This window comes from Listeria sp. ILCC796, assembly GCF_900186175.1.
GTDB lineage: Bacteria > Bacillota > Bacilli > Lactobacillales > Listeriaceae > Listeria > Listeria goaensis.
Map to the genome: position 1 here is coordinate 61145 of NZ_FYBV01000009.1, position 26721 is coordinate 87865.

Annotated in this window: 25 protein-coding genes and 1 riboswitch; of the genes, 2 read left to right on the plus strand and 23 right to left on the minus strand. The window is 41.6% G+C overall.

The window, feature by feature from the left end:
* Positions 1–99: 99 nt before the first annotated feature.
* The 15 genes from CFS04_RS10020 to CFS04_RS10090 form a co-directional block, all read right to left on the minus strand.
* Positions 100–1344, minus strand: a complete 1245-nt coding sequence (locus CFS04_RS10020) for an ABC transporter substrate-binding protein (RefSeq protein WP_088810558.1) — start codon at positions 1342–1344, stop codon at positions 100–102.
* Between the two features lie 240 nt (positions 1345–1584).
* Positions 1585–3327, minus strand: a complete 1743-nt coding sequence (locus tag CFS04_RS10025) for a class I mannose-6-phosphate isomerase (protein ID WP_088810559.1) — start codon at positions 3325–3327, stop codon at positions 1585–1587.
* A 171-nt stretch (positions 3328–3498) separates the two neighbouring features.
* Complete coding sequence (locus CFS04_RS10030) at positions 3499–4647, minus strand: RtcB family protein (protein ID WP_088810560.1); 1149 nt, start codon at positions 4645–4647, stop codon at positions 3499–3501.
* 325 nt (positions 4648–4972) lie between these two features.
* The gene (locus CFS04_RS10035) at positions 4973–5161 is read right to left on the minus strand and encodes a hypothetical protein (RefSeq protein ID WP_088810561.1); all 189 of its coding nucleotides are present in this window, start codon (positions 5159–5161) and stop codon (positions 4973–4975) included.
* A gap of 2 nt (positions 5162–5163) precedes the next feature.
* Positions 5164–5814, minus strand: coding sequence for a class II aldolase/adducin family protein (locus CFS04_RS10040; RefSeq protein WP_088810562.1), 651 nt, complete (start codon positions 5812–5814; stop codon positions 5164–5166).
* Positions 5814–6746 (minus strand): 1-phosphofructokinase family hexose kinase, encoded by a 933-nt coding sequence (locus tag CFS04_RS10045; protein WP_088810563.1) that lies wholly within the window; start codon positions 6744–6746, stop codon positions 5814–5816. The genes CFS04_RS10040 and CFS04_RS10045 overlap by 1 nt, the downstream gene beginning before the upstream one ends.
* Positions 6743–8095 carry a PTS galactitol transporter subunit IIC gene (locus tag CFS04_RS10050; RefSeq protein WP_088810564.1) on the minus strand — a complete coding sequence of 451 codons (1353 nt, stop codon included), beginning with the start codon at positions 8093–8095 and terminating at the stop codon, positions 6743–6745. The genes CFS04_RS10045 and CFS04_RS10050 overlap by 4 nt, the downstream gene beginning before the upstream one ends.
* 25 nt (positions 8096–8120) lie before the next feature.
* Positions 8121–8396, minus strand: a complete 276-nt coding sequence (locus CFS04_RS10055) for a PTS sugar transporter subunit IIB (RefSeq protein ID WP_088810565.1) — start codon at positions 8394–8396, stop codon at positions 8121–8123.
* On the minus strand, positions 8393–8869 hold the full coding sequence (locus CFS04_RS10060; RefSeq protein WP_088810566.1) for a PTS sugar transporter subunit IIA: 477 nt from the start codon (positions 8867–8869) through the stop codon (positions 8393–8395). Before CFS04_RS10060 ends, CFS04_RS10055 begins: the two co-directional genes overlap by 4 nt.
* Positions 8870–8873: 4 nt before the next feature.
* A complete protein-coding gene (locus tag CFS04_RS10065; RefSeq protein ID WP_088810567.1) occupies positions 8874–10871 on the minus strand; it encodes a BglG family transcription antiterminator in 1998 nt (665 codons plus the stop codon).
* A 160-nt stretch (positions 10872–11031) separates the two neighbouring features.
* Positions 11032–12891: a fructose-specific PTS transporter subunit EIIC gene (locus CFS04_RS10070; RefSeq protein ID WP_088810568.1), complete on the minus strand. Its 1860-nt coding sequence runs from the start codon at positions 12889–12891 to the stop codon at positions 11032–11034.
* On the minus strand, positions 12888–13811 hold the full coding sequence (gene pfkB, locus CFS04_RS10075) for a 1-phosphofructokinase (RefSeq protein ID WP_088810569.1): 924 nt from the start codon (positions 13809–13811) through the stop codon (positions 12888–12890). The genes CFS04_RS10070 and pfkB overlap by 4 nt, the downstream gene beginning before the upstream one ends.
* Complete coding sequence (locus tag CFS04_RS10080) at positions 13808–14560, minus strand: DeoR/GlpR family DNA-binding transcription regulator (RefSeq protein ID WP_088810570.1); 753 nt, start codon at positions 14558–14560, stop codon at positions 13808–13810. Before CFS04_RS10080 ends, pfkB begins: the two co-directional genes overlap by 4 nt.
* Positions 14561–14688: 128 nt before the next feature.
* Positions 14689–15219, minus strand: coding sequence for an HdeD family acid-resistance protein (locus tag CFS04_RS10085; RefSeq protein WP_088810571.1), 531 nt, complete (start codon positions 15217–15219; stop codon positions 14689–14691).
* Positions 15220–15363: 144 nt separating this feature from the next.
* Positions 15364–16134 (minus strand): alpha/beta fold hydrolase, encoded by a 771-nt coding sequence (locus tag CFS04_RS10090; protein WP_088810572.1) that lies wholly within the window; start codon positions 16132–16134, stop codon positions 15364–15366.
* Positions 16135–16244: 110 nt separating this feature from the next.
* Positions 16245–16344: riboswitch (SAM riboswitch) on the plus strand.
* Between the two features lie 101 nt (positions 16345–16445).
* Here CFS04_RS10090 and CFS04_RS10095 point away from each other — a divergent pair.
* Entirely contained in the window at positions 16446–17555 is a 1110-nt protein-coding gene (locus CFS04_RS10095; protein WP_088810620.1) for a homoserine O-acetyltransferase, read from the plus strand.
* Here CFS04_RS10095 and CFS04_RS10100 read toward each other — a convergent pair.
* The 5 genes from CFS04_RS10100 to CFS04_RS10120 all read right to left on the minus strand — a co-directional run bounded on the left by CFS04_RS10100 (position 17552) and on the right by CFS04_RS10120 (position 21660).
* Entirely contained in the window at positions 17552–19042 is a 1491-nt protein-coding gene (locus CFS04_RS10100; RefSeq protein WP_088810573.1) for a Mur ligase family protein, read from the minus strand. The two genes, CFS04_RS10095 and CFS04_RS10100, sit on opposite strands and share 4 nt — an antisense overlap.
* 126 nt (positions 19043–19168) lie before the next feature.
* The gene (locus CFS04_RS10105) at positions 19169–19357 is read right to left on the minus strand and encodes a hypothetical protein (protein ID WP_088810574.1); all 189 of its coding nucleotides are present in this window, start codon (positions 19355–19357) and stop codon (positions 19169–19171) included.
* 153 nt (positions 19358–19510) lie between these two features.
* Complete coding sequence (locus CFS04_RS10110; protein ID WP_088810575.1) at positions 19511–20056, minus strand: GNAT family N-acetyltransferase; 546 nt, start codon at positions 20054–20056, stop codon at positions 19511–19513.
* A gap of 47 nt (positions 20057–20103) precedes the next feature.
* Positions 20104–20904, minus strand: coding sequence for a formate/nitrite transporter family protein (locus CFS04_RS10115; RefSeq protein ID WP_088810576.1), 801 nt, complete (start codon positions 20902–20904; stop codon positions 20104–20106).
* A gap of 213 nt (positions 20905–21117) precedes the next feature.
* Positions 21118–21660, minus strand: coding sequence for a DUF1269 domain-containing protein (locus tag CFS04_RS10120; RefSeq protein ID WP_088810577.1), 543 nt, complete (start codon positions 21658–21660; stop codon positions 21118–21120).
* A gap of 115 nt (positions 21661–21775) precedes the next feature.
* Between CFS04_RS10120 and CFS04_RS10125 the strand changes: the two genes are divergently transcribed.
* Positions 21776–22636, plus strand: a complete 861-nt coding sequence (locus CFS04_RS10125) for an alpha/beta hydrolase (RefSeq protein WP_088810578.1) — start codon at positions 21776–21778, stop codon at positions 22634–22636.
* Here the strand turns inward: CFS04_RS10125 and CFS04_RS10130 are convergent.
* The 3 genes from CFS04_RS10130 to secA2 form a co-directional block, all read right to left on the minus strand.
* On the minus strand, positions 22633–22986 hold the full coding sequence (locus CFS04_RS10130) for a hypothetical protein (protein ID WP_088810579.1): 354 nt from the start codon (positions 22984–22986) through the stop codon (positions 22633–22635). The genes CFS04_RS10125 and CFS04_RS10130 overlap by 4 nt on opposite strands.
* Before the next feature lie 75 nt (positions 22987–23061).
* The gene (locus CFS04_RS10135; RefSeq protein WP_088810580.1) at positions 23062–24228 is read right to left on the minus strand and encodes an AI-2E family transporter; all 1167 of its coding nucleotides are present in this window, start codon (positions 24226–24228) and stop codon (positions 23062–23064) included.
* Between the two features lie 98 nt (positions 24229–24326).
* A complete protein-coding gene (gene secA2, locus CFS04_RS10140; RefSeq protein ID WP_088810581.1) occupies positions 24327–26651 on the minus strand; it encodes an accessory Sec system translocase SecA2 in 2325 nt (774 codons plus the stop codon).
* Positions 26652–26721 lie beyond the last annotated feature (70 nt).

Below are 26721 nucleotides of genomic sequence, written 5' to 3' on the forward strand. Positions count from 1 at the left end.
CATTTGCAAAAAGCGATACATCATCACAATCAGACTGATGACAAATGACGAACTTCTTTACGATTTGTCATCAGTCTGCTCACCTTTTGCGCTACTCTTTTATTTAAATACGCTGTCTGCTGTTTGTTGAATGGTGTTTAGCGTCTCGTCTATCATTTTATCAGTCGGATTATAGAAGAACTTCCATAATTCATCTGTCGCTACATTCACGATTTCAATTGGGGTCGCTTCATAGTAACGTACCATGACAGAATATTTCTCCGTATCCGCTGCTTCTTTAACAAAATCGCCGTTTACTGGGTCGTCTGATTTTGTATTGCTCGTATTAATGATTCCTGCTTCGTCAACGAAAATTTGCTGAACATCTTTCTTATAAAAACTTTGTAATACTTTTTTAGCATCTGCACTTTGTTTACTATTTTTTGAAACGACAATTGGGGACGCTTCAAAGAATATTACTTTTTTCTGATCAGCTTTCATGGAAGGTGCAACAAACACATCAAAGTCTTTTCCTGGTTCCATTTGGTATTCTTTTTTAAGCGTTGTAGATGTGACGGTTGGCTCGTACATCATTGCGCTCTCGCCAGTCGAAAACATTTTCGCTTGTGAAGGTGGATCAACTGGTTCACCGAAATACCCTTTTTTAATCATACTTTGCCAGATTTTCATTACTTTTTTCATTTCAGGGTCTGTATATTTGATTTCCCCGTTTGTTAAGCCGACATATAAGTCTGGGTTATAGCTCGCAATTAAGGTTTGGAACCATAAGAAGCTTGCCCACGGGTCATTTTTCAAACCGATTGGGTCCACATTGTTCTCTTTTAACGTATCACAAACTTGGATAAATTCTTCCCACGTTTCTGGCTCTTTTAAATCATATTTATCAAAAACCGCTTTGTTATACAAAATTCCGTTATACAAGACACTAAATGGTGCCGCATAAACTTTTCCATCGATTGTGAACGCATCGGCCAAGCCCGGATTGACACCTTCTTTTTCATAGTAATCTTTCCATTCTTTCGATAAATCCACAACTAAATCGTTATCCACTAATTTTTTCAGTTTATCTCCACTCCACCAAGTGAACAAACCCGGAGCTTTATCGCTATCAAGCGATTGTTGGACGGCTGTTTCATAAGCCGTTACTTCGGTGTAACCGACTGTTTTATAGCCGACGCCCCCATCATCCTCAATTTTATCTGACATTGAATTTAGAATTCCAACATTTTCGCCGCCTTTATCCGTATAAAATTCAACTTTTGAACTAGCAGAACTTCCTTCCCCACAACTTGCTAAAAGCATTAGGACCGCAACTATACAACTAATTGATATAAATTTTTTCATCCTAAACCCTCCTTTTTGTTAAATTGAAAATATTATTAGTTTTCCGATTTCGTTCTTACTAGATAAGCAATTTTTCGAATTGTTTATCGCCTTACATTTTACTATTTCATTATAAGTATAGGCACATAAGCGTGCAAGCGGTTACAGGAATTCCGAAAATGGTTTTCGATTGACGAAAAAAACGGACTATACCAGAAAAAAATACCAGACCGATACACGCTCTATCAGTCTGGTTTATCACTACTGGATTCGCGCCCGCAAAATAGCGACTTTTTCGCTCTCACCAATATTTCTAATTCTAAATTTTTCAACTTGTGCTGGAATGACAAAGGTTTCGACATAATTGACTTCAAACGGTTCAAAAGCTTGTTCGACGCTTTCAATCACCACTTTATCCCCTTCCACTAAGTTCAACATGTTTACTGTTTTTTCAGCGTTGTCGTAGTCAACAAAATCCGTAAACCAATCTCGCTCTGTCACAATTTGTTGCGTTTTATATAAACCTGTCCGCTCTTTTTTAGGGTTTTCTTGAATGAGCTCAAAGTGGTTCACTAAATGGTCGCTCACCCACTCTCCAGAACGTTCCTCATTTATTACTTTTTCTCCGTGTTCAATGTGCACTGGGCGCGGTTTGCCGTCTAGGCCGAGTCGTCCCCAGTCCCAAAGTTTGAACGTGAAAATATAGGCGGACAAACTGACCTCAAGGACCATTGAGCCGGCTCCTGAACAGTGAATGGTGCCGGAGGGGATTAGAAAATGGTCATGCTTTTTAGCAGGAAAAGTATTCACGTATTTCGTGGCATCGAATTCGGTTTCGCCGTCTTGGGCTTTGCGGAGCGATGCTAGCAATTCGTCTTTTTCCACACCTTCCTTTAAACCTAAATAAACAACGGCATCTTCTTCTGCGTCTAGCAAATAGTAGCTTTCTTCTTGGGTGTAGTCCATGCCAAATTGTTTTTTTATATACTCTTTATCTGGGTGAACTTGCAAGCTCAGGTTGCCGCCGCCCATCGTGTCTAGAAAATCGAAGCGAATTGGCAGTTCCGCACCAAAACGATTAAAAACGAGCTCGCCAAGGAGCGGTAGCGGGTATTTCAGCACCGCATTTAGCGCTGGCGTTTCTAAGCGCATGTCGCCAAATTGCAAATACAAGCTGTTCTCCTCCGCAACGCCATCAAATGCCCATGCCAGTTTTTCGCTTTCATGTTGAATGCCGAGTTTATCTTTCATCCAGTAACCACCCCAAACGCCCGGGTCAAAATACGGGACGAAACGAAACGGACCACGGAGCATCTGCTCAAGACCAAGACAGTAATCAGACCATTTCAACATTTTCGGTTGGTCTAAAATATTATCGTCTAAATAGTAGTCGATTCGATTAAATAGCGCTACCTTTTGACGGTCTGCTGCACGCCAGTCTAAGAAAAAACCTCGCTTATACTTCCGTAAAATGTCTTCGTCTACAAGCGTATCGTTCCAATTGCCGATTTCATTTGCGCGCATTCTTTGCTGGATTTCAAAGCGGGCGACGTCCATATAAACGGTAATGTCCGCTTGAGCGGCTAAACTAGCGCCCGTTCCAAAAACAATGGTTAAACCGGTTGATGCGGCAACTTTATGCTTTAGTTCTGTCAGCCGTTCTTGTTTAAAGTAGTCGTCCAATTTGAGCGTGGACATTCGGCCGAATACGCGGTCTTCTGTAATTAGCATCGCGAATTTCTCGCGAATTTCAGCACCACTTAGAGCAAACTCATCCGCAAAGAAAAGGTTCGCATCTTTAAAATGGTGCTCTAAAGCTAGCTTCAAATTTTCAATGCGCACACCTGGATATGCTTCAATAACGAGTACGGTTTTCTGTTTGGCACACTGCTTCACAGCACTCGAAAGCTCGTTAAAAATGGCAACAAATCCCGTCCAAGTTATGAAATCCCCTTTTACCTTAAAAGTAGGGTGTTGATTGTAGGTCGTTTTTTTCTTATTCAATTTACGACTCCTCCTTCCATTCCTGCCTCAAGTATATGAATTTACCATTTATTTCACAATACTTTTTCAAGATAACGAAAACCATTTCCGCTGTGAGAAAAAAAACCTATGAAAATGACTTTTATTTTTCAGGTTACGCAAAAAAGCAAGGCTGAAAACAGCCTTGCTTTTTTATGCTTTGAAATTATACAGCGGGCGAATGATTTCTTGAATATCCATCGTGTCCACAACGTCTTTTTCGAGTTGTTTGGCAGATTTGTAGGCTTTTGGGGCTTCATCTAATGTTTTTTTAGAAACGGAAGTTGTGAAGATGCCTTTCATTGCGCGTTGGTAGCTTTCCAGCGTGATGCTTTCTTTTGCTTTCGTTCGGCTTAAAAGGCGACCTGCTCCGTGGGGCGCTGATGAATTCCAATTGGGGTTGCCTTTTCCGACAGCAAGAATGCTCCCATCGCGCATGTTGAGCGGAACGATAATTTGTTCACCCGCCTGTGCGGAAGTTGCGCCTTTGCGCAACATATTTTGTTCTAAATCGATGTAATTGTGCGGGCAGTCAAAGCGGGAGACGACATGTTTGCTCCACTTCATTGCTTTTAGGATCACCTCGGCCATCAAAAAGCGGTTGCGTGCGGCAAATTGTTGTGCAATGTGCATATCCGCCAAATAAGCCGCTAATTTTTCTTTTTCTAAAAAAGAGAGTTCGTACGGTAATTTTAGTTTTTCTCGTTCAGCCATAAGCTCTGGCTGTTTTTTTGCGGCAATCTTTAATTGTTTGCGCACAAGGCTCAAGCTCTCATAGGCGACTTCCTGATGATACTCCGCGATATCTTTTCCTAAAACACGACTCCCACTATGAATCACGAGATAAATGCCATCTTTTCCTTTGTTCACTTCAATGAAATGATTTCCTCCGCCTAGTGTGCCGAGACTTCTCGCCGCATAACCACGGCGAATGGGCGCCGAAACTTCGTCCAAATTGAAGGCGGCTACTGGTAAATCATGCGTCCCGCTCCCATTTGGAATGCGATTCCGAATGGTTTTATCAAGCTTATCAAAATCCAATTTAACATTTTGTTTCAGTTTGACAACATGCAAGCCGCAACCAATGTCCACGCCAACCAAATTAGGCACGACTTTATCTTGAAGGGTCATCGTTGTCCCAATGACGCACCCCGTTCCAGCATGCGTATCTGGCATAATGCGGATTTTACTTTTCTTTAAAAACTCTAAATTGCAAAGGGTCATAATTTGACCGATTGTTGCATCGTCCACTTGTTCTGTATAACAAATGGCTTCGTTATATTTTCCTTTAATTGTTAACATTTCTTTTCCTCGTTTTCTCTTAAAATTTCGCCAAGAGAAACGTGTTTCTCTTGGGTGTTAGTTGTTTTTTCTAATTCTCTTTGTCATTTTAATCACCCTTTCAAAATAAAAAACTCCAGTTCATAAGCGAACTGAAGTCAACCTTTATTACCGGACACAATGGAAATGCAGCGGGCTAAAGGTACATTTTGCTACTTCAATTCTTATTTGCTGATTCATTTTTAATTTTCGCATCTTTATCCCTCCATTTCCATCAAATTTATTTTATTTTAACAAATACGGGTAAAAAAAGCAAAATAGGATTCGCCCATTTTGCCTTTTCTACTTAATCCTTTTGATGTTTTTCAGCGATTAATTCTCGCCAACTTTTGTTTGTCTTTGGATATTTTTTTCGGTAAATTCTTTGCGTGACAATAGCTGAAATAAGCGCGAGAAACATGAGTAGCATCGATTGGAAAATTGTGGCCACTAAAAAGAGGAGCGCGCTAATAAAAACACCAAAATTGATTGCCATATTTATTCCTCCAAATTGTAATTGAGTTCTTTTTCTTCTGTTAGGCTGTGGATATTCAGCGCATCAAACACCATAGCTTTTTGCGCGACGTATGCATTATATTCAATACGCTCCAATAAATCGTATGCTTTATGCAAAGAGCTTTCAAGTACGACGATGCCATGTTTGTTCAGTAAACTTGCGCTAGGAACCGCCTTTTCGCCTAAGTCAGCAACATGCTGCCTTACGATTTCTGCCAGTTCCTTACTTGTCGCGGGGGCAAATTCGAGTGTTGGAATCCGGCCGATTTTTTGCGTCGCTTCTGTTAAATTTGGTAAATCTACTCCGAGCGTTGCAAACAGCATGGATTCTTTTGGGTGAGCATGTAATACACACCCAATTGCTGGATTTTCGTTGTAACAAGCACGATGTAGATTAATTTCGCGCGTGACTCGGCCGTCGCCTTCTACCACCTCGTTATTTTGATCAACAACTAAAATTTCATATGGTGATAATTGGCATAATCTGGCTTGGCTCATCAAAGTGGGCGTCATAATAATATGCTCATCATTCATTTTAACCGAAACATTTCCTCCAGCTGCGTTCGTTTCAAAGCGATCAAACATGGTTTTCACAATTTTCGCTAAATCTTTACGCTCTTTTTCATATAACATTACATTTCCTCCACTTCGATAATTGAAATTTTTTTACTTAAATGAGCGGCTTCTTCCACACTAAAAGTGGCGCTATCCATATACTGCACTTTGCTAGCGGCGACACTTGAAGCGCGACGAATCACATTTTCAATCGTCAAGTTAGCTGACAACCCAGCAATAAAGCCACCGACGAAAGCATCGCCTGCTCCTGTATCACTTTTTTCACTAACTTGCGGTGCCAAAACGCGATAAACCTTACCGTTATAAGCCACATATGATCCTTTTTTCCCAAGCGAAACGACGAAATAGCGAATTTTCCCCATCAATACGCGAATATTTTGAAGCAAATCATCATTTGACTGATGTACTAAGATTTTCACTTCTTCTTCATTCGGTTTTAAGAAATCCACGCCATTTTTAGCGGCATAGAGCAAAAATTCACCAGATAAATCGCACGCGAGGAAAGCGCCTGTTTTTTTCACCGTAGAAAATAAAGTTTTAAAATCGGCTAGCGCATAACCTGGCGGCGGTGAGCCTGCAATCACGACATAGTCGCTTTTTTTGACGTTTTCTTTGATGAAATGAAGCAGATTTTCCTTGTTTTTCTCGCTGACAGTAAAACCCGCTTCCGGCATCATCGTGCTTCCGCTCGTTGTTTCGCTAATCACGACAAAGCATTCACGTGTAGCCACATCAGGCTCGACAAAAAAGTGATGCGAAATCGCGCGTTTCTTTAAAATATCAAAAAGCTGTGCTTGATTTTGTTCGCCGATAAAGCCGAGCGCTACGTTTGGAATTTCATATTGGCTTAGCACATGTGAAACGTGAAGCCCTTTTCCGCCGCAATCAAATTCCGTGTGAACGACTCGGTTCGTTTTGCGTTTTTCTAGCTCCTCGCGAATAAAAAGGAGCCGATCAATTGCGGGGTTTAGCGTAATCGTATAAATCATTGCGCGTCCGCCTCTTCAAACTTTTGTGTACGTTTTTTCATGACTTTCAAGTAGAAAACTAGCAGAACGAGCCAACCTACAAGTAAAACTAGGCCTATCACACTCGGTTTTGTCGCCTCCGCCGCAATAAATCGAAATACAGGATACTCAAGTGTGCTCCACGTAATTTCCTGTCCTGCCTTTAAAGAAATCGCGCCCGTTGAATTGGCCAGCTTCGTAATGGTGTCTGCGAAAAACGTCGCAACGTATAAAAATACTGGCGTTGTAATAACCCCTAAAATGGTCATGCGGAGCAAATTGCCGCCTGTCACAACAAGCGCCGGGGCGCATAAGGAAATGTTTAAGATGCCAGCAAATGGTAGCACGCCGTTTCCAGGTAAGATGAACGAAAAGAGTAGCGTCACAGGAACCATGATGACAACGGCCACCCAAACTTCACTACAACCAGCTAGAATGGGCCAGTCCAGCCCGATAAACAATTCGCGGTTTTTAAACTTCCTTTTCATAAACTCAGAAATGCCATCTGAAAGCGGTGATAAAGCTTGCATAAAGAGCTTAGCCACCATTGGGAATAACGTTAATGCCGCCGCGGCTTGCATCGCGAGCATTAAAATTTTCGGAATATCATAGCCAGCAGCAAGACCGAGCAAACCACCGATAATAAAACCCATCACATGATTTTCTGCAAAAATACCAATTTTTTCTTTTAACGCATTTGCGTCCATATCTTTTCGTAAAAAAGGAATTTTCTTTAGTAGCCAATCAAACGGCATCAAGAATACGCAGAAAATCATCATTCCGTGTGATACTGTAACGCCCGGAATCCCGTTTAATTCTTGAATTTGTCGTTGGTTCGCGTCGCTAAGTAGAAGCTCAACGACAATTTGAATACCAGCAACTAAAAAGGCCAGATAATAATTTTGCGTTACGCCGTAAACTAGAACGGCCGTTAAAATTTTGCCCCATACGTTCCATAAATCGACGTTTAACGTTTTAGTTCGATTGAAAACGAGCATCAGCGCATTGATTCCGAGCTGAACCGGAAACATGAGAAAAGCAAGCGGCCATGCCCACGCAAGGGTAGCCATTGAAGTCCAACCGCCATCTAAAATCGTCAGCCCAATACCCGTCCGCTCAGCAAGCGCCTGTGCGGCAGGCGTTAGCGCTTCAATCATAAAGCCAATCACAATGTTCATACCAAGGAAAGCTACACCTAAAATAATACCGGCGCTAAAAGCATCGCGCACTTTCATGCGGACAATTAGACCAATAATGATCATTAAAGCTGGAACAAAAACAGCGGCTCCTAAATTTAAAACAAACTGTACAACACTTTGTAAGGATTCCATTACCTCACGCTCCCTATTGATTTTTTTATTTTAAGGCGGCTAGCAGTTTCGTTGTTTCTTCTTCCATGCCCATTCCTGTTAAAAAGGCAATGCCATTTAAAGTTGGAATATCAAACGATTTATTTGCTTTTGTAATCGCGATATACACATCGCTCGTTCTAATGTGCTGTTCGAGCGACTTAATATCCACCGCTTCCACAACCGCAGATACACCCTTTTCTTTTAAAATTCGGTCGACTTTCGACGCTACCGTTTGACTCGTCGCTACACCAGAACCGCATGCTACAATCACTTTTTTCATTGTTCAAAACCTCCAAATTGTTTTTTTAAAAAGGCCACCATGTCTTGCTTATCGTGCAGATTTTGTAACCTCTTAGAAAAATTTTCCTCGCCAAACTTTTCCATAATTTTAGCCAAAAGAGGCACTTGATTTTGTGGCTCTCGAATCCCTAAAATAAAAATCATCTGAACATCAATCACTTTATCCGTTGTTCCCATCTGTACAAATGGAATGGCATGTTCCAATTTGCTCACAAAAACAAATGGCTTCTTGACGTGACAAACATCTGTATGCGGAATGGCAATTCGAATGTCATTCATCTCAAGGCCAGTCGGAAAAACCTTTTCCCGTTCGACAATCGCTCGAAAAAAAGAGCGCTCCACAAAATCTCCGTCTTCCAAAATCGTTGCGGCAAGACTAAAAAAGTTTTGCTGATCTGTCGCAATTTGCCCCATCAGGGTGTTTTTTTCTTGAAATAAACTGGCATACTCCAACACTTCACCCCCTATCAATCATTTCGTATAATTCATTTTGGTTTTCTGCCGAGAGTACTAGCCGCCGTTTTTTTTCGTCTAAAAAGAGTTCGTTTAGTTTTAAGAGAAGTGAAATATGGCGATTTTTTTCAGACGGCGCAAGAGCAACCACAATATCCACTTCGCTTCCACACGGCGTTTCAACAGGTGTTTTCAGACGAACAATTTGGATATCCGCATTTAAAACACCGTCGCCTGGTGATGCATGTGGCAAATAAATATTCGGCCCAATCATCATCGTTTCATAGTGGTCATAAAAATGGGCGCGGCATTTTTCAACGTACTGCCAAGTCACAGACCCCCGTTTTAACAGCGGCTCAAAAGCTTCCTCCACAATCGATTCCCACGTTGCATCCTCTAAAAAGCTAATTTGTTCCTCAAAAATGACCATTTCTTTCGGCGCCTTTTCAATTTGCGGCTTTTTCATAAAGAACTGATTCAATTGCTGCTCGACAAACGGGCGTTTTTCAGATGGAATGGCTTCTTTTAGCATCGCCATAAGTTCTTTCGTTCGCATACCCTCATCAAGCAAAATTGCCTGTTCCAATTGCCTGCGCAGTTTTTTTCGTTCCAGCTTCCCTAAAATGGGCGGCACAACAAAAACCGTCGCCTGACTCTGCACGGGAACCGTCGTAAAAATAAAATCAAGATTTCCTTCCACTTCCGGAAGTTGTCTAACGGCGTAGGCCCCTTTAAAATCAATGGTCGGAAACATCATTTTTAAGTTCTCAATCAATAGTTTTGAAATCGATGTCCCGCTTTGGCATAAAACAGCGGCTGAAAAAACAGGTTCGGCAGACTCCTCTTCTTGATACATCCAAGCGAGCACAATCATCGATAAAAACACAATTTCTTCTTCCGACCAGGCGTGCCCTACTAGGCGTTCAAACGGCGCAGCCGCTTTTTTCACAATTTGAAAAGTCGGCAAATATTCCGTCTTAAATTGCTCAGCCAGTGGATTCACAATTTGAAAGCCAAGCAAATTGCGGTACACCGCCGGGCGAACATGCAGCATCACCTTTTCCTTAAACTCCGCTTTATGCGCAAACTCAGTCGCAAAATAAATTTCTAATTGCTGAATAAATTCCGTTGTCGCGTCGGCAATTTCATCGCTCTCTGAAAAATAAAGGACGGATTCGAGCAAACTAGACGCCAAAACTTGCAGAGCAAGGTATAAATAATCCGCCTCGGATAAAAAATCATACCCCCAAAACATTTCTTTAATAACCGGGTATTCCTTGGTATTTTTAAGATCATATTTCTTAAGTTGAAAAGACCAATCCGCACGTAAAACTTCCGCACGCTTAATGGTGCCAACTAAAATATACGGTAGCTCCTCCATTTGCTCGTCTGTAAATGTCACTTGCAGTCTTTTCTCCACACTTTCAAGCCTTTTTTTCAAAAGAAAAGTTTCACTGACAGTAATTAAATTTTTTTCGTCAAGCACAAATTTCCCGTATGGTATTTTAATGACCTCCCGCAAAAGTTCAGCAAGCTTGCTTCGAATCAAAAACTCCGCCCCATTTACCGCATAGCCTTCCTTGCGAGAATATTCCAAATGAATCCGCCTTTCATTTAAATGGTTGCGAATCCATTTGACGTCATTTAAAACGGTATTTTTGCTAACATACACATAATCTGCCAGCGCTTTAAGGGACAAAAAACGCGGTTCCATCAGAAGTTGAATTAAAATAAGTTGCCGTCTTAGTTTTACTTCATAATACGTGAACAACATTTCCTCCTCGGCAGTTAAAAGGCGATAGCATTCTTCGCGACCTTTTTCCGTCAAGCGAATCGTGCTTTCATGAATAAAAATTTTTTCTTGTTTTAGTAGATGGTTGATTTTTGAAATCCAATCTAAAAGTTCATCTTCTGAAATTCGAAAACGCCTAGCAACCGCTAATAGCTCCGTATTTTCATGTGTTAAAAGATAGATGATTAAATCCTTACTTCCTTGTTCCATCTACTCCCCTCCTCATACTTTAATAGTAAATGATAACCCTTACATAAAATTGTAATTCTATCCCAATTTTAAATAAAGCGCTTTCTTTCCTTGTGATGAAAAATTGTATTGAACACAAAAAAGCTGACACACGTGTGTGTCAGCTTAACCATTTTCAATTTTAGTTTTGCTTCGGCTTCTTCCAAAATCCGTAAATGAGTCCAGAGATGACCATACCAATTAAAATGGCGATGATAAAGAGAATCGGTTTGTTCGCCAGTGGTGCTACGAAAATACCGCCGTGTGGGGCTGGAACGTCGACTGCCCAAATTTGCGTGAGCGCCCCAGCAATAGCTGAACCTATGACGGAAGATGTAATGACTCGAAGTGGATCGGCCGCAGCAAATGGAATCGCCCCTTCTGTAATAAAGGAAAGTCCTAAAATGTAGTTTGTAAGACCGGCTTGTTTTTCTTGTTCGGTAAATTTATTTCTAAATAGCGTTGTAGCTAAAGCAATGGCTAAAGGTGGCACCATACCGCCCGCCATAACGGCTGCCATAAATGCGCCGTCACCCGTTGAAGTGAATACGCCAATTGCAAATGTATATGCAGCTTTGTTGAACGGGCCACCCATATCAATGGCCATCATACCGCCGAGAACAAGTCCGAGGACAGCCGCATTGGCTGTGCCTAGGCCGTTAAGTTGCGTTGTCAGGAAATCGTTGATGACTTTGAAAATTGGATCGATGATGAAGTACATTAAGCCGCCTGTAATGAGCAATCCGAATACCGGATAAAGCAAGATGGGTTTTAAGCCGTCAAGCGAACGAGGCATGCCCGCGAACACTTTTTTCAGTCCAAGAACGATGTACCCTGCAAGAAAACCTGCCGCTAAGCCGCCAAGGAAACCAGCGCCTGATGTTGCGGCTAGCAAACCACCGACCATACCGGGCATTAAGCCGGGGCGATCAGCGATACTGCTTGCGATAAAACCTGCCAAAATTGGAATTAAGAATACGAAGGCACCTGTTTTACCATCTGAAATAGCAGTTAGCATTTGGTAAACTGCGCTATCTGGATATAATTGTTCGATTAGGAAGGAAATCGCCATTAAAATCCCGCCACCGACTACAAATGGTAGCATATGCGAAATTCCGTTCATTAAATCTTTATAAATTTTACTGCCGATGGAAACTTTTTCCGAAGACTCCTCTTCATTTTTCACATGATCGGCATGAAACACTGGCGCATCTTGTTTTAAAGCCCGATTAATTAATTCTTCTGGCTTACGAATCCCGTCGCTCACTGGTGTTTCAAGAACGTGTTTGCCGTCAAAGCGTGCCATTTCAACATTTTTATCGGCGGCCACAATTACGCCCGCTGCACGTTTGATTTCGTCGGCCGTTAGACGGTGTTTCACGCCTTCAGAGCCATTTGTTTCTACGCGAATCGAAATGCCCATTTCTTGCGCTTTATTTTTCAACGCATCTTCCGCCATATACGTATGCGCAATTCCAGTTGGGCAAGCCGTCACTGCCACGACAAATTGGTCGCCGGAAGCCGTTTCGACAGGCGCAGCTTCTGATTCATTTTGCTTCGCGTCAAACAATTCGGTAACTTCATCTGGTGTTTTCGCTTGTTTCAAATGCGCCACAAAATCAGGATGTACGAGCAAGCGAGAAAGTGCTGCTAACGTTTCAAGGTGGGTTTCATTCGCCCCATCAGGCGCTGCAATCATGAAAAATAAATGAGCTGGCGCACCGTCTAATGACTCGTAATCAAGTCCAGCCTCACTTTTAGCAAAAACAACAGTGGGTGTATTAACGGCTTTCGTTTTCGCATGCGGCATCGCAATGCCTTCGCCAATTCCCGTTGAGCTCTCAGCTTCCCGCTTCATAATTTCTTTTTTGAATAAAGCAGCATCGTTTATTTTGCCGTTACGCTTTAGAGAATCAATCATCTCATCAATGGCCGCTTCTTTCGTCGTCGCCTTAAGCGACATGATCATGACATCTTTACTGAGCAAATCTGTTATTTTCATTTCGTCCCCTCCATTTTATCTAAATTAACTTGTGGCAAAATTTCTTGAATGAAGTCTGCTGTCGCCAAATCCGTTGAAAAGGCTGTCGCTGTTCCTGTTGCTACGCCAAATTGAAACGCGCGTACTGGATCCCCTGTTTCTGCAAAAGTTCCAACAAACCCCGCAATCATGGAATCCCCGGCACCTACAGAATTTTTCACTTGCCCTTTAATCGGTTCGGCAAAATACACATCATCGCCCGTGAAAAGTAGCGCCCCGTCGCCTGCCATCGATACGATAACATGTTTTGCACCAAGTTCAAGACACTTTTTACCATACGGGATTAAATCTTCTTTTGATTCGAAATGTACGCCGAATAATTCTGCCAACTCGTGATGATTCGGCTTAATTAAAATTGGTTTTTTTGAAAGTGCTCGAAGCAGTTCGGCGCCTGTCGTATCAATCATAAACTCGGCGCCTTTTTTTAGGCACAACTGAATGATGCGGTCATAAAAATTCGCGCCAAGCGACGGCGGTACACTGCCCGATAAAATAACCACATCATTTGCTTGCACCTTTTCAAGTTGCGCAAAAAACGCTGCCACTTCCGCCTCTGTAATGTCAGGACCAAGGCCGTTAATTTCCGTTTCGTCCCCAGCCTTCAATTTAATATTAATTCGCGTATCATCGGCAATATCCGCAAAATCAGTTGCAATGCCTTCTTTTGTCAGCCATTCTGCGATGAAGCGACCCGTGAAACCGCCTAAAAATCCACTTGAAATCGTTTTCACACCGAGTTGATTTAAAACCCGAGAAACATTAATCCCTTTCCCGCCAGGCAGCTTATAATCGCGTTTCATTCGGTTTAAATCGCCAATTTTCAAGTCAGCCACTTCCACAATATAATCAATCGACGGATTTAACGTAATCGTATAAATCATTTCCCCACCTCAATTACTTTTAATTTTTGACTAAAACTCTCCGCTTTATTGACCGGCACGTAATCCGTTATGAGCGTCGCACCGTTTAATTCGAACATTTTCGCGAAGTTTGCTTGCGCAAATTTTGAGTGATCCGCTACGACGAAAACTTCGTCTGCGAGCTGACTCGCCTTGCGCTTTAAAAACGCCTCTTCTGTATCCGGCGTCATAAAACCAAATTCATGATGAATCGCATTCGCTCCAATGAACACCTTATCGAAATGATAGTTTCCAATGTTATCAAGCGCCACCGCACCAACAACGGCTTTTGTATGCACTTTCATTTTGCCACCGAGTAAATAAGCATCCACCTGCAAATTGACGAGCCGCTCAACATGACCTAAACCATTCGTCACAACCGTAATTTTTTTATCTGCTAAAAAGGGAATCATTTCGATAGTTGTAGAACCTGCGTCTAAATAAATACAATCATTTTCTGCAACAAGCTCCGCTGCCCGTTTTGCAATCTGTTGCTTACTATGAACGTGTTTGAATGTTTTCTCATCCATACTTGGCTCCAAATTGTGTTGCTTCAAAAGTTTCGCCCCGCCGTGTACGCGTTCTAGTAATCCATCTTCTTCCATTTCAATCAAATCGCGCCTAATAGTTGATTCAGATGAATTCAAACTAGCTACAAGTTCTGAAAGTTTTACAACACCAAGGCTTTCCAGCATGTCTAAAATTTTCTCTTTCCGCTCAGCATTTAACATTTCATTCCCTCCGTTCACCGTTATCATAACATCTATTCCCGTCAAAATCAATCACTTTCTTTCAAAACATTTCATTTGAGTGCACAAAAAAAGCGATTGAGCTATACTCAACCGCCTTGTATTCGAAATTATTTATCCATTTTACCCATGATGAAGAAAGTAGAAATTGCGCCAATTCCTTCAACAATAAAGAATGTACCTGTAATAAATACAATCCCAACTAGGCTTACTACTGGGTTGAACAACGCGATAAAACCGACAAGAATACCGATAATACCCATTGTTAAAATCCAGCCCCAACCTTGAACGTTGTTTTGTTTCGCAGCAAATGCGCCAATTGTACGCATAATACCTGCAAAAAGTACCCACATTGCAAAAACAAGTACAAGTGTTGCAGCACCTTCGATTTGGTCAAATAGTAGGAAGATACCTAGTAAAGTAGATAAAATCCCTTCTGCTAGCACCCAGCCAGAAACATGTTGCGCTTTGCGATTTGAAAAGTAGGAAATAATATGAAAAATACCTGAAACTAGAAGTACAAACGCAATTGTAAAACTAAATGTTAATAGCGATACAAGCGGGTGGAACATTAACCAAACTCCCAAGCCAATCATAGCAATTCCTGCAATTAGTAATAAAATTCGAGTAAAAGTTTTCATTTTTTGCCTCCCTAATGATTTATGTAAACACTAGATAAGTTTACCACGTTTTACGTAAGTGTAAACCTATTTAAGTTTAATTTACATATTTGTCACAAAGAGATATAAAATTATACTTTTTATGTGTAATTTAATTCACGATTTTCATGATTTCTTTTCATTTTGAACTTTTATGACCCCGCCTAAAAAATCAGCCACTTTATCCATAATGGCGATTTGAACGAGATGTCCTTCGCCTTCTCCAATTTCAAATTTAATATTTGCGCCGTATGGCTTAGGTGCATTTTTTTTGACGAAGTTTTTTACGGTTTCAATTGGGATTTTCCAGTCTTCTGTGCCATGCCAAATATAAAGCGGGCGTCCCGCTAAGGTTTCTGGCTTTCTATCCAAATCGTAGTTTTCTTGCCAAGCGAGTAAATCCGCATAATCACTCGGGAGTTTAATTTGGCGTTCACTAGCCCGGCTAATGGTGCGGGCGCGAAAACTGAGTGGGCTTGGTTCGCCCATGATGCAAGCTGCTGCCTTGATTTCAGGGTGATGCGTTAGGAGCGCGCACGTGGTAATGCCGCCCATCGAAACGCCGCCGACAAAAATTTCTGTCGTGAGACTTTGCGCCAAATAATGGTCGCGAATAAATTCGTATTCTGCTAAATTTCCTTGAATGCTGTTCCAAAATGTTAAGGAAATGACCGAGGACACAGTTTGGTGGCGCTCACCGTGGTTTGGCGCGTCCGGAAGGCACACCCTGAACCCTCGACTCGCTAGCTTTCTCCCCTGTGTTAAAACGAGTTCTTTGCTTGTCTGCCAGCCATGATAATAAATCGCTAAAGGTAGCGGCTTGTCTACGCTCGTCTTACTCGTAATTTCCAAAACTGGAATATCGTGAATTTTTCGTTTAACAATCTTAAATTTCATTTCCAGCACCCCTACTCCATTTTATCAGCCTAAAAAACAGAAAAACAACTTTTCCGCCTGCTTGACAAATTGTCTGAACACGCTTATGATTAAACTTAATTTCATATGTTTTCTTATCAAGAAAGGCGGAGGGACTGGCCCGATGAAGCCTTAGCAACCGGACAAATGATCACGGTGCTAATTCCAGCAGTTAATTCTGAAAGATAAGTCGGTAGTCGTTCTTACATATCTACCCCTTCTGGCTTATTTTTTGCTAGGAGGGGTTTTTTGCACGCTCCGCACGTATCAACTTCATGAAAGGGTGTCTAAAAATGGGATTAAAACAACAATTATTATTTCAAAAAGAAGCTTTTATTTTGGAAAACGGAGCAAGACTTCAGCCGATTGAAATCGGTTATGAAACCTACGGAACACTAAATGATGATAAAACGAATGTGATTTTGCTTGAACATGCACTTACCGGAACCGCCCATGCGGCGAAGCATCACGAAACTGACGCACCAGGCTGGTGGGACGATTACATTGGCCCAGGAAAAGCACTCGACACAAAGCGCTATTTTATTATTTGCACGAACGTATTTGGCGGCTGTAGCGGCTCGACAGGCCCTTCGTCCGTCAATCCAGACACAGGCGCACAGTATCGCCTATCATTCCCACGTTTTAGTGTAAAAGATATCGTTCGCGTTCAATATGAACTCATCAAAACGCTTGGCATCACAAAATTAAAAGCCGTCATTGGTGGATCAATGGGCGGCATGCAGGCAACGGAATGGGCTGTGAGCTACTCGGACGCCGTCAGTTCCGTCATCAATATCGCCTCACCACTTGCGGCAAGCCCTGATGCCATCGGATTTAATCTTATCCAGCGAATGGCGATTTTAAACGACCCTGAATTCAACGATGGCAACTATCTCACACAACCAGAAGGCGGCCTCGCAACCGCTCGCATGGTTGGCATGATGACGTATCGCACAAGCGAACTTTTCTCCCAGCGCTTTGAACGCTTCACAGTGGACGAAAGCTCGAAAGACACCTTCTCCAAAGAACATTTCCAAATCGAATCCTATTTACAATATCAAGGTGACAGCTTTGTCGAACGCTTTGACGCTAACAGCTACCTTTATTTGACAAAGGCGATTGACCTGTTCGATGTCATCCGCAGTCAAGACGGGGCAGCGCCATCTTATACGCACATTCAAGTGCCTTACCTTTTAATTGGCATTACGTCCGACCAGCTTTTCCGCATTCGCGACCTAAGACGCGATTTCGAACTCTTAAAAACAGCCGGCGTCCCAGTTTCCTACCACGAAATTGATTCCGACTACGGACACGACGCCTTTTTAGTCCAATCCGAAGTCCCAAAATTCGCCCCAATCCTATCCGAGTTTTTGCTTCAAAAAACAGAAGAGAAGGCATTTTAGCCTTCTCTTTTTTGGTATTCCCTTTTCAGCAAGCCACCCAATTTATGGAAATCGCTACCCGTCACAGAACCCTTCAACACGAGCAAACTATCTTCCGTCAAAATGTCGCGCAAGAGGCTTCGCAAGTCCACTAAATTGCTGAACCACCGAATTCGCTCATTTTGGTTTTGTTTAAACAAACCTTCAAACAAGCTGCCATAACCAAAAATATAATCGGCGTCACTGCCTAGCACGTCCTTCATAATTTTAACGTGCACTTCAGGACCTTTCTCCCCTAAATCCGCAATTTGTCCAACGATTAAAACCGATTTCCCGCGATAAAATTGCTTGTGCGACTTAAAATAATCAATCGCATTCAGCATCGAAGGCACCGCCGCATTATGCGAATCATCCACCATATAGGCAAATCCGCCATTTGGTAAAGCGAGTGGAATCATTTCCATCGTTTTTGGTAGCGGCTTGAACGTTTCCATTTTAGCAATCGCCCCGTTTGTTTCGCCAGCAATTTGCCAGTACGCAAGTAGCGCCGCCAAACTGTTTTCAATGAGGCCCGTCGAACCAGTCGGCAAACAATATGTAAGTTTCTCCTCAAAAAACGCAATTTCCAGTTCATCATAAAACTTTTCATGTTTTACGCTTATCAATCTAACGTCCGCCGCATTGTTCCTCGCCGAGTATGTCAATACACGATTCGTATATTTTTTCGCTTTGTTTAATAGAATTTCGCGTTCTTCTTTGCCAATATCTGCGTTCAAAATGACGACCGTATCTTCATTAGCCCCTTCCAACACTTTAGCTTTATACAGTGCGATGGTTTTCGTGTCTTTCATCGAACTTAGGTGCGCCTCGCCAATTGACGTGATGATGACGATGTTCGGCTTGATGAGTTTCGACATGGAGCCCGTGTCAAAGCCGTTTAGCGCGTTTAATGAAACTTCGAGATTTAGAATATCTGGGTTTTGAATGAGTTGTGCCATGTAAAGCGGTATTGCGAAGCGGGTATTGTGATTGCCGCGGTTTTCGAGCACGTTTTGGTCGCTAAATACATGTGTGAGGAGCATTCTAGTAGTGGTTTTCCCGACGGAACCGGTAATGGCGATGACGGGTTTTTGGAAGTCAGCGCGCAGCAGCTTGGCGAATTCAAGCATAAACGTCCAACTATTTTCAACGATAAACTGTGGTGTGGTGTGGCGCGCACTTTCGATTGGCGTTTCGGTTACGATTAAACCTAATGATTGTTCCATTCCTTGAATTTGCGCGTTACCGTCGGTCCAATTAACGGGTTTTCGATTCACATAGTCTCTGCGCTCATTCGAGATAGCAATAAACATAGTTTCCGCTAACAAATTAGGATCCGTACTTAATTTAACGTTTTGATATTCAACTTGTGTCAGATGGTTTGGACGCAATTCGTCATTTAAAAACTGTCCGGGGAGATAATCGTCCAAGTGCTTTACGATTTCTTGAATTTGCAATGTTTTTTCCATAATAGTCTCCTTTTCCCTAAAAAGGCTAGATTGTAGAAAACTGCTACCCCACCTTAATCAGACAGACAACAAATGATGAAATTAGCAGGCAAGAACGCCAAAGAACGCCGCTTATCATCAGCCTGATTATATATTTTTATTATTATGTTGCTTCTCCCATGGGTATTCCCCGTTTTCATCTTTTTCAAAATTTTTCAAGTCATCTTCTTCGAGTATTTCTTCCTCTTTATGCCGTCTGAAAAAGAGCGGGATACAAGCTGGTAAAACGATACAGATAAAGACAATAACGCGCGCAAAACTCACATATTTCTCCATTTCTACACACTTCTCCCGTACAATAATCTGAAAAATACAACCAAAATATACCATAATCTAAATTAAAAAGCGAGTATGAAGAATGCGAATAAATTAACTTTTTATTATACATCAAAACTCCCGCTTCAATTTAATCAAAACGGGAGTTAAGTCTTAAAATTCTTCCTTAAGTAAAGCATACATATTAAAATCTCTTAATTCATTATAAACTTTTTTACTCTGTCTGAAAGTTCCTTCTTTTTTAAAGCCACATTTAACGGCTACACGGTTGCTCGGTTTATTTTCTACATCGGCTACAATTGTAAGTCTGTTTAATCCCATTTCATCAAAAGCGATTTTGCAAAGGGTTTGGACGGTATCTGTTGCGATATTTTTGCCGCAGTACTGGGAAGCGACCCAATAGCCGATTTCTGCAGTCTGGTTATTCAAATCCATAAAATGAAAGTCGATAGAACCAACTATTTTTTCTTGATAAGCGATGAAAAACAGTCGATCTGTGCCATTTATCTCGCCGCTGAGCTTCATTTTTATATAGGCTTCCTCGTCCTCTATGCTCGTTGTTTTATCAACAAAGTCCAAATAAGTTCGTAAATGTTCGCGGTCATTATCTAGTGCCTGATAGATAGCTTCTGCCGTATAAATGCTTGGACTTACCAAACTTAAATCAGCATTTATTGCCAGTTTAAAAGCATATTTCATTTTTTCCCCTCTTTTCTAAAGACTAAAAAACACCCAAAAGGATGTTTTTAGTCTTTATAAATTGATTTTGTACGGTTTAGCCAAGCATAGCCTAAACCAATCACAAGGCCTCCACCTACAAAGTTTCCTAAGAAAGCGAGTGATAAGTTTGTCGCAACACTTCCAGCTGTCATCGCTGCTAAATGGCCACCTGAGGCAAAGAACGCAAGCGAGAACGAAGAAAAGTTTGCGATAACGTGCTCAAATCCTAAGAAAGCGAAAATGAAAATGATGAAAATCATGGCGATGACTTTTCCAGCATCGTCTTTCATACGAAGCGTACATAACACCGCTGTATTTACAACGATATTAGCAAAAATTCCTTCTACAAAAATTTGCATAGGTGCCTTTTCAAGCTTTCCACTTACTGCTGTGAATAAAAAGTGATCAGCAGGTAAATTATGGAATGTCGATGTTAAGGAAACAAGATATCCCGCACAAATACCACCAATTAAGTTGAAAATAACGCAAAGGAATAAAATTTGTAGCGCTTTTCCTGGACGTACAATTTTTTGGTAAACGCCTGTTGTCATATACATCATATTTGATGTCCCCAGTTCAGCGTTCATGTAAATAATCATCACGAGCGACCAGCTAAACATAAAGGCATACACAATTTTGCCAAGCCCAAGTGCGTAATGGTCCACTTTATCACCAATCATAACGGCGACTGCTGTACCTAGTGTGAGGAATAAACAAGCCAGCATGGCACGAACGATATAGCGAATAACACTATTATTTACTAAATCAATTTTCTTCTTCGTGCTGTAATCAATCTTCTGCATTAATGGACTACTTTCGATATCCAAATCTTTCATCTCCAACTCAAATAAATTTAATATTCACGATTTAAAAGTGCAATAACTTGTTCATTGTATCACGTTTCATTTGCATTGAAAATAGCGAATTTTGAGTAAAGCGTTATCATTTTCATTTTAATAAAAAAGCACTAGAAATTTTAGTTTCTCTAGTGCCTATCTAATTTTGCGTATTACGTTTTGTTGTGCCCGCAAGCTAAATTCTTATTTCTTAAACCATTTTTTCTTCGCCGTGTCGCCTGCTGCTTGTTCAGCTGCTTGCGCTTCACGAATTTCGTTTTGAACAAGTTCTTCGTCCATGCGCGCAATATTTCCTTTTAGGTCGCCGTAAACAACATCATTGACGATTTCGCGATCTGTTTCTGTTGCAATTAAAATGATGCCGGTTGCGCCTTCTGGAATTGTTTCAAGCGTTTTTTCAAAAACAGTCATCGCACTTTTTACTTCCCCGGCATCTTGCATGGAGCCAACAACGCTACCTACTACCCAGCCGAGTAAAACGCCTAAAGGACCGCCTAGAATGCCGATAAGCATACCAATCAGGCTATCTTTTATATTTTTATCCGCCCCAGTAAAATCGATAAAATCTTTTGCATTTAGTTTAGCACCTTTATCATGCTTTAAAACAGCCATTTGATAGCCGCGAATTTTCCCTTCCGTATGTAGACGTTTCATCTCCGAAAAGCCTTGATAAGCAACACTTTCCTCTGAGAAATTCATAATGATGACAGATTTTTCTTTTTTCATGCCAATTTCCTCCTTCAAGTTTTATACTCTCTCCTTATCCCCCAAAATGCCGAAATGAAAACACTAGCATTTTAAACAAACACGTCATACACTAAAAGGGAAGGGAGTTGTTACAGTGAATCAAAAAACCTTTATTTTTTCTGAAAAAAATGGCCTAAAATTAGCCGCAGACCTCATAACGCGAGATACGCCAAGTGCTAAAACGGTCATTTATTTTCACGGTGGCGGCCTATTATACGGCACTAGGAGCGACCTAGACAAGGCCTACATCCAGCAATTTTTGGACGGCGGATACAACCTTTTACTGGTCGACTACCGGCTCGCGCCTGAAACGAAACTGCCAGAAATTTACGAAGATATCCAGGATGCCATTTTATGGTTTGAAAAAGAAGCAACGGAAACGCTGTCACTTCCACAAAATGATTTTGCATTGTTCGGTCGTTCAGCCGGTGCTTTTCTTGCACTGCTCGCGGCAACCGATCCAACTTTGCCACATCCATTTGCGGTTTTGTCTTTCTACGGCTATTTTACAGTAAATGCCGCTTTCTTGCACGAAGAAACTGCTTACTTTCAATCCTTCCCGAAAATTAGCGACTCGCTAAAAGACACGATGATTCATCCCGAACCAATTGTCACAGGTTCCGTTGATAGCCGCTACCCGCTTTATATTTACGCGAGACAAAACGGGGTATGGCAAGAGCTTGTTTTTGGGGAAAACGCTGAAATACAAACTATTGACACATTCGATTTAGTTCCCGAGCGCGATTTTCATTTTCTGCCGCCACTTTTTTTGGCCCATAGTTTTGCTGACCAAGATGTACCAATTTCTGAGTCGGAGACGCTTAAAAATGGCACGCTAGAAAGTGAACTTTACACCGTACACAATTTGCCGCATGATTTTGATACGAACACGCCTGAAACAGACGGGCGCCTTGCGTATGAAGCCGCAATTCGTTTTCTAAACAAAATTGTTTAATGTTTTTTACGGGTGTAGTCGGTGAAAATATAGGCGCCAATTAACAGGCAGATGAAGCAGCAAATCGGGCGAAAGTAAACGCCTGAAAAGCTTGGTGAAAAGAGCAATCCTATAATAATGCCGAACACCCATAGAATTAAAGCGACAAATAGAAAAAAGTCATTTTCTTTAGCTAAAATAATTAAAATGCCAGCGATAAACATGGCAACTGATAAAATGAACCCCGCTGCTTTAGCAAGATTTTCTGGCATTCCAAAAAGACTCTCTGGTGGGACATCAGATTTGGCAAACCAAGATAAAAGCCCTAAAATCGAGCCTTGAATTGAAAGAACTCCTGCAAATACACGCATATTATCACCCGCCTAAACTAAATATCTCTTTTCTAAGTAAAATAAGGTAGACGTTTTTGTCTACCTTATTTTTATTTAATCCTTTTTCGATTCAATTTGCTCGTATTCGCTTTCTGGTTGTTCGCCGTATAGTCCGGAAACTCGTTTAAACCAGATGAAAATGTGAGTTACGATAACTTTTAGTACGGCGTAGCCTGGTACTGCGAAGATAACGCCTAAAACGCCAAATAGTTTTCCCGAAACGAGGATGACGAATAAAATCGTAATCGGATGCACTTTGAGCGATTTGCCCATCACTTGTGGCGAAATAAATTTCCCTTCGAGAAGTTGTACGACAACCCAGACAACAATCAGTTTAAGTAGCAACCACGGAGAAGTGACGGTAGCGATAATAAGCGCCGGCGTAATCGCAATTGCTGGTCCTAAATACGGCACAATACTTGTAAAGGCCGCAATAATCGCTAGCGTGAGAGCGTAAGGAAGTCCGATGATGAGATAGCCGATGAAAAGCAGAATCCCAATGCAGAAACTTACGATAATCTGACCGCGAATGTAGGAACTGATTTGGTGGTTTGCTTCAGAGAACACTTGTCGCGTATGTGCGCGTCCATTCACTGGAAGCATTTTTAAAATGAAATCCGGCAGCTTTTTCCCATCTTTCAACAAATAGAAAAGCACAAGTGGCGTAGTGACAATCGCAAGGACAACTTCCGTTACTGTTCCAACAATATTCCCGATGCTGTCAATCGCGCTATTTACAAAGCTCGTTCCCTTTTCAGAAAATGTTTTCATGATGTCGCTCATATTGTTCGAAATTCGTTCTTTTATTTGATCAAAAAGTGGGGACTGGGTAAACTCGTTAAATCTGTCCGTAATTTGGTTCCAATATGTAGGAAATGTTTTGACCAAACTCACGATTTGATCCCGAACAGCTGGAATGACAAAACTGAAAACAATCACGATAATGCCGATGATAACAATGTACAGAAGCCCAATTGCCCAGCCACGATGCCAACCTTTCCGCTCTAAAAAATCAATTATCGGGTTGAAAAGATAATACGAAATACCTGCTAAAATGATGGGCGCCGCAATTGTTTCGAGCACAACCATCAGCGGGTGAAAAATAAACGATATTTTCGTGAGCACATAAATATCGAGCGCCACTAGTAAAAAAATGAGTAGCCCTAATACAAATTTATTTTCAATAAAAAATTGTTTAAACTTGGAAAATGTTCCTTTCATCTTTTCACCTACTTTTTTTATCCATTATACTGACCTTTTGCTAAAAATTCTCGTTAAAATCCCCTTTTCAGCCAAAAATCAGTCTTAAGAAGGAAAATTTAGCCCATAATAAGTCCATCTGGGTCGAGTTCTAAAAGCGCATGCGCGAAAAAGAAATGATAGTCCGCTTGAAATTTCTCGAATAAATGGGCGCCTTCTTTTTGATACATCACGAGCGGATCAAGCTGCCCGTATGCACGCAAATGAATCCCTTCGCGTAGTTGCACCATTTCATCTAAATGGATAACCCACATTTGATCCATCAAATTTAAATATACCTCTTTTTCAATCATGCTAATCGTATTCACAGGAAATTTCCGGCGCTGTTTTTGATGCCATTCCAGAATTTTCTTGCCTACTTCTTCCGGTTCCATCAATGTCACTTCATCAAAAGTATACGGAAATTTCGTTCCACCAAGCAGCTCTTTTTGCCGCTCATAAAGTTCTTCTTGTTCAAATTCGTCCTTGGCCTCACGAAACGTTCGTTCAGCAACTTCTAACAAGATTTTTTCAGAAGAAATTTCTAACCGGTGTTGCTCTAACAGGCGGTCGCGTTCTTTGTAAACCATCTTGCGCTGCAAATCAATCACTTCATCATACGATAAAAGATCTTTTCGAAGGTCATAATTGGCGCCTTCAATCCGTTTTTGTGCATCTAAAATAAAGCCATTAATTCTTGATGAGTTAACGGGCTTGCCGTCTTTTGGGTGGCGACGCTTCAATTTGAAACGATATTTTTCCCATTTCTTACTATCAAATTGCTCTAACAAGTCGTCTTCGATAGACACCATGAATTTGCTGAAACCCGGGTCCCCACGTCTACCTGAGCGCCCCATTAGCTGCAAATCAATTCGGCGGCTCTCATGTCGCTCCGTGCCGATGACAGCAAGACCGCCAAGCTTATGAACGCTTGGACTAAGCTTAATATCGGTTCCGCGTCCCGCCATGTTCGTCGCAAGTGTCACCATACCAGGTTCACCTGCACGCGCAATAATTTCGGCCTCTTGCGCATGGTTTTTCGCATTTAACACTTGATGCGGGATACCCGCGTTTGTTAGCAATTCGCTAATCCACTCATTGCTTTTGATTGATGAGGTCCCAATTAGGGTTGGCTGGCCCTTCTCATAGCGCCACGACACTTCGTAAACAATCGCACGCCCTTTTTCTTTTTTGGAATAAAATACATCGTCTGGCATGTCTTCTCGGTTCACTCGCAAATTGGTTGGGATGACTACCACATCGAGGCCGTAAATCTGCCTAAATTCCTCTTCTTCCGTTTTGGCTGTGCCGGTCATTCCAGCGATTTTTTTATACATCCTAAAGTAGTTTTGTATTGTAATAGTCGCAAGTGTACGCGATTCTTCGTTGACTGTTACGCCTTCTTTAGCCTCAATGGCCTGATGGAGCCCGTCATTAAAACGGCGTCCCGGAAGCGCCCGCCCAGTGTGCGGATCAACAATGAGCACTTCGTCATTAAGTACAACATAATCTTTATCTTTATGCATCAAATGATGTGCACGAAGAAGCAGCATCGTAATGCGCAATAACGGCTGGTTTTTCGCCGCATAGAGCGAATCTACTTTCCAAAACATTTCAGCCTTTTCAATTCCTGCATCGTTTAGCCAGACGAGCCTTTTATGTTCATCAATTTCATAATCATCTTTTAACATTTTCGCCATCAACTTATTGGCTTTTTCATACATTGTTAAGTCTTCTTCTTTATGATCCGAAATAAGAAGCGGTGTGCGCGCCTCATCAATTAAAATCGAATCCGCTTCATCGATTAAAACGAAATCTAGGCCTGTCTGAACTTTATCGTCTAGCTGCCGCACCATGTTGTCGCGCAAGTAGTCAAAGCCAAATTCAGAAGCGGTGCCGTAAATAACATCCGCAGTATAAATTGCTTTTTTTTGGTCCTTCTCTAATCCAGCTACATTAAGCGCAACTGAAATCCCTAAATATTCAAGTACCTGTCCAATTTCTTCGCGGTCGCGTCGTGCCAAATATTCATTGGCTGTAATTAAATGCACCCGCCCTGAACGCAAAACTTCTATGTACATGACGAAAAGTGAAACGAGGGTTTTTCCTTCCCCAGTTTTCATTTCGGCGATTTTACCGTCACCTAAAACGAGGGCTCCAATGAGTTGGACAATAACAGCTTCTAAGCCCACAATTCGTTTTGCTGCTTCTCTGACAAGGGCAAAAATATTAATTTTATCTCGTAAAGTCATTTCTTGCGTTTCAAATTTTTCGCGCCAAATTCGCGTCTGCTCCTGCAATTCGGCTTGTTCCATGTTGATGTATAAACCTTCTTTGCGAACAATTTGTCGCGCGATTTCGCGATATTCGCGAACGATTTTGCGATCATCAAAATTCTGTTTCATTTTTTCCCCTCCGTAAAGTTATTATACATCATTCATGAATTATTTTAGAGTATTTAATGTTTGTTTATGT